Source organism: Microcystis sp. M49636_WE2 (genome assembly GCF_030065375.1).
Lineage (GTDB): Bacteria > Cyanobacteriota > Cyanobacteriia > Cyanobacteriales > Microcystaceae > Microcystis > Microcystis aeruginosa_C.
Genome location: NZ_JASJFG010000520.1, coordinates 1 through 3,299, shown reverse-complemented (window position 1 = coordinate 3,299; position 3,299 = coordinate 1). Strand labels below are relative to the sequence as shown.

Here is a 3,299-nt window from a genome sequence, read left to right as displayed (position 1 = left end):
TTATCAGCGACGAAGGTAATGACTGGACTAACTTAGGTGATTTGCTTTCCCTTAATTATCGTCTTAATGCTGATGTACAATACTTCCTGACTACCACTAACCCCGATACCGATAAGTTAAAAGAAGTCCTAGAAATTCCCCGCGTCAACTTATTTCTTTTTCGTCCTTCCAATCGGTTATTACTGGCCCTAGATCAATTCGATATTCGTCTTGATTATTTCTATCCCTATGGTCAATTGTGGCGAGGGAAGAAATAGGTAAATATATATTTTGGGTCAATCTAGCCTGAAAGAGTTGAGCAAAGCTGTTATCATAACCAGTTAAAAGCGTTAATCTTCACCTTTAACGAAATGACTTTTCTAATTCCGACCAGCATTTGGCGGCAAATTCTTAAAAAGCTACCCATACTACTATTCTTAGTATCTTTTCTAATAGTCCTACTATTAGGCTATTTTTCTGCTGCTTTCTCTCAAAGTCGAGATCCTGATATCCGCGGTGTTTGGATTACCACCAACGACACAGCCATGCTGATGGATAGGGATAAACGACAACAGGCGATCGAGCAATTAGTTAATCTTAATTTTAATGCCATCTATCCCGTGGTTTGGAATTCCGGTTATGCTCTCTATCCTAGCGCGATCGCTCAACGGGAAGGAATACAGCCTTTTGTGCCTACGGGAGCGCAGGGACAAGATATCTTGGCAGAATTGGTGGAACAAACCCGTGGAAGGGGATTATTAGTCATTCCTTGGTTTGAATTCGGATTTATGGCCCCTCCCACCTCAGAATTAGCCTTAAAACATCAGGACTGGTTAACCCAAAAACGCGACGGGGGGACCACTTGGGTGGGGGCAGCCGGTGAGGTGGTGTGGTTGAATCCCTTCCGTCCCGAGGTGCAGAATTTTCTGCGGGAATTAGTCTTGGAAGTGGTGAGACAATACGATATTAACGGCATCCAATTCGACGATCATCTGAGTTTACCCAACGAATTCGGCTATGATCCCTATACTATCGCCCTTTATCAACAGGAAACCGAAAAAACGCCCCCGGCTAACCCCCGGGATCCCGAATGGACAAAATGGCGGGCCGATAAAATCACCGCTTTTCTGGCTAATCTCAAAGAATCAATTGAGGCAATTAAACCGAATATACTGCTTTCGATCGCCCCTAATCCCTACGAATTCGCCTATAATGGTCATTTACAGGATTGGCTCGGTTGGGTGCGGCAAGGATTAGTCGACGAGTTAATTGTACAGGTTTATCGTCCTGATCTGCCCAGTTTTCTCAAACAAATAGAGCGTCCCGAAATTCAGGAAACCCAGCAAACTATCCCCACCGGTGTGGGAGTTTTGACCGGTTTACGCAATCGACCGATTGCCCTACCCTTTATTGAAGAAAAGGTATTGGCTGCTCGTCAACGGGGTTTAGGGGTGATTTTCTTCTTTTATGAAAGTCTCTGGCAGCAAGCTTTGGAACCTCCAGAAACCAGAAAAGCGGCAATTCAAGCGCTGTTTTCCCAACCCATCACTCCCCGTCTTCCCGTGGTGGAAAATATTCCCTTAGTTAGTACACCTGAACCTGCTGACCAGCCAAGATTAACTCCCACACCTCCCCCCTTAGCGCCGGACGGGATCGAAATTCCTGTTATTCCCCCTCCGGGTAGTTAATAGCAATTTTTGCCCATCAAAATTATACTAAATCCTGTTTAAAAGGTATAGGAGAGTGGCGGTTTTTTTTCAGTGTTGCCAAAGGCACGGCGTAGCCGTCCAGTAAACAGTAAACAGTGAAAGGCTGCCAGCTAAAAAGCTTGTCAAGATTGCCGAGAAGCAGCATTTATTCAGAGTAAATCTTCCAGTCCTATGGTGATATAATTTTGAGTTTGATTGGGATTTTGGATAAACCTAACGACGATTTTATCTCGTTCTTCTAATAGGGTTTCTAGGGTTAATAAATCTGATTCTGTAGGTTGAGAGAGAATTTTATATAAGGTACTCTCACTCAAATTATAGTCTGGCTCATTTTCTTTGGCAATCTCACTAATTTCGTTGCGATTATAAAAAATAATTCCTCTGAATTGCACAAATATTTGTGCATTTTGATAGTTTTTCTGGGGATTAGCATGATTATTGAGAGTCAGAAGCATATAGATTCTATTCATCCCGCTTTGAAATTTACCAGCAAGCTGCTTTAATGTGCTTTCTTTGCCTTTTTTTGCCTGTAGGGATGCTTTGAGTTCAACTAAACAAATTTGCAGATGATAATTGAGAAATTTACCAGCATCATTGACTTTTCTCTGTAAAACTAATATAGCTTTTTCAGGGGTTTTGCCAGAAGCAGAGATACCGGGTAACTCTTTTTCTAAATTGATAACCCAGATTTTATCTACTTCTGTAGATATATTTTTGTCATTTTTAGGCGATAACTGTAAGTGATTAATAACTACTTTCTTTAAATCGCTCTTATTTGTTTCTAGAATTTGAATATACTCATCCTGACTAAGGCAGATTTCTTCAATAAAACCCTGTTTTTCTAAAGCTTGATGAAACTCTTGTCTAAGGGAAAATATTTCTTTTTTTGAGTTAGACTTACTCATTCTCTGCTAAATAGATATGATTGGTTAAAATTTCTCCAGATTTCTGCACGGAGTTGATAACTTCTGTAAAATTACGAAAATAAACACCATATTGACTGGTTCCATAATCAATAATTTTATCACCTGTGAAAAAGTAAACCCCTAAGTCTTCTTTAGCAATTGAAATTTCTGGATTTAAATTTTTTAATTGATTATCTTCAATAATTTTTGTGACATCAACATCATAACTTTTTAAGGTATGAAGATAAACATAATTGTTGAGAATATCGGTTAAAATCGGGCTATGGGTGGTGATCAAAACCCGATTATTATGCTCGGTGACAAATTGAACTAAAATATCCATTAAGCGAATTTGATTTTCGGGATGCAAATTAACTTCTGGTTCATCTATCATCAAAAAATTGTTTTTTTCCTTGGCCCAATATTTGAGATAAAGATACAAGATAGTCAACTGATTGACTGAAGATGAAGCTAGATACATGGGTAAATCTTTGCTTTCATCGAATTTAAAAGAAAATTGAATAGGTGCGATCGATTCTAGACTAGAAATCGTGATTTCTCCTCCCATTAATCCGGTCATCTTTTCAATCAGAGAATTATAAACTGAATTAATTTTTTTCTTGGTATTGAGAGAATAAAGCGACTCAATCACTTTATTCATTGGTTCTGTATAAGACCTTTTGGGTAATTGTTCTTGAAGACGTTT

At 39.1% G+C, this 3,299-nt stretch carries 4 protein-coding genes and 1 pseudogene; 2 read left to right on the top strand and 3 right to left on the bottom strand.

The window, feature by feature from the left end:
• Both PX484_RS12160 and PX484_RS12155 read left to right on the top strand, forming a co-directional pair.
• Positions 1–257, top strand: a pseudogene (locus tag PX484_RS12160) (glycosyltransferase family 39 protein); the annotation flags it as partial.
• Between the two features lie 93 nt (positions 258–350).
• Entirely contained in the window at positions 351–1,667 is a 1,317-nt protein-coding gene (locus PX484_RS12155) for a family 10 glycosylhydrolase (protein WP_287670290.1), read from the top strand.
• 22 nt (positions 1,668–1,689) lie between these two features.
• On the opposite strand, the gene PX484_RS12150 is transcribed toward PX484_RS12155, so the two are convergent.
• From PX484_RS12150 to PX484_RS12140, 3 genes are all read right to left on the bottom strand, one after another.
• Positions 1,690–1,833: a hypothetical protein gene (locus PX484_RS12150; protein WP_216628729.1), complete on the bottom strand. Its 144-nt coding sequence runs from the start codon at positions 1,831–1,833 to the stop codon at positions 1,690–1,692.
• 4 nt (positions 1,834–1,837) lie between these two features.
• On the bottom strand, positions 1,838–2,593 hold the full coding sequence (locus tag PX484_RS12145; RefSeq protein WP_287766632.1) for a hypothetical protein: 756 nt from the start codon (positions 2,591–2,593) through the stop codon (positions 1,838–1,840).
• The coding region (locus tag PX484_RS12140; protein ID WP_288104020.1) for an AAA family ATPase at positions 2,586–3,299 on the bottom strand (714 nt) is incomplete at its 5' end. The genes PX484_RS12145 and PX484_RS12140, both read right to left, overlap by 8 nt.

What these genes read in the sequence shown, in the direction of transcription:
- PX484_RS12155 (WP_287670290.1), top strand. Translation starts at nt 351, where the DNA reads ATGACTTTTCTAATTCCGACCAGCATTTGGCGGCAAATTCTTAAAAAG.
- PX484_RS12150 (WP_216628729.1), bottom strand. Translation starts at nt 1,833, where the DNA reads ATGCTGCTTCTCGGCAATCTTGACAAGCTTTTTAGCTGGCAGCCTTTC.
- PX484_RS12145 (WP_287766632.1), bottom strand. Translation starts at nt 2,593, where the DNA reads ATGAGTAAGTCTAACTCAAAAAAAGAAATATTTTCCCTTAGACAAGAG.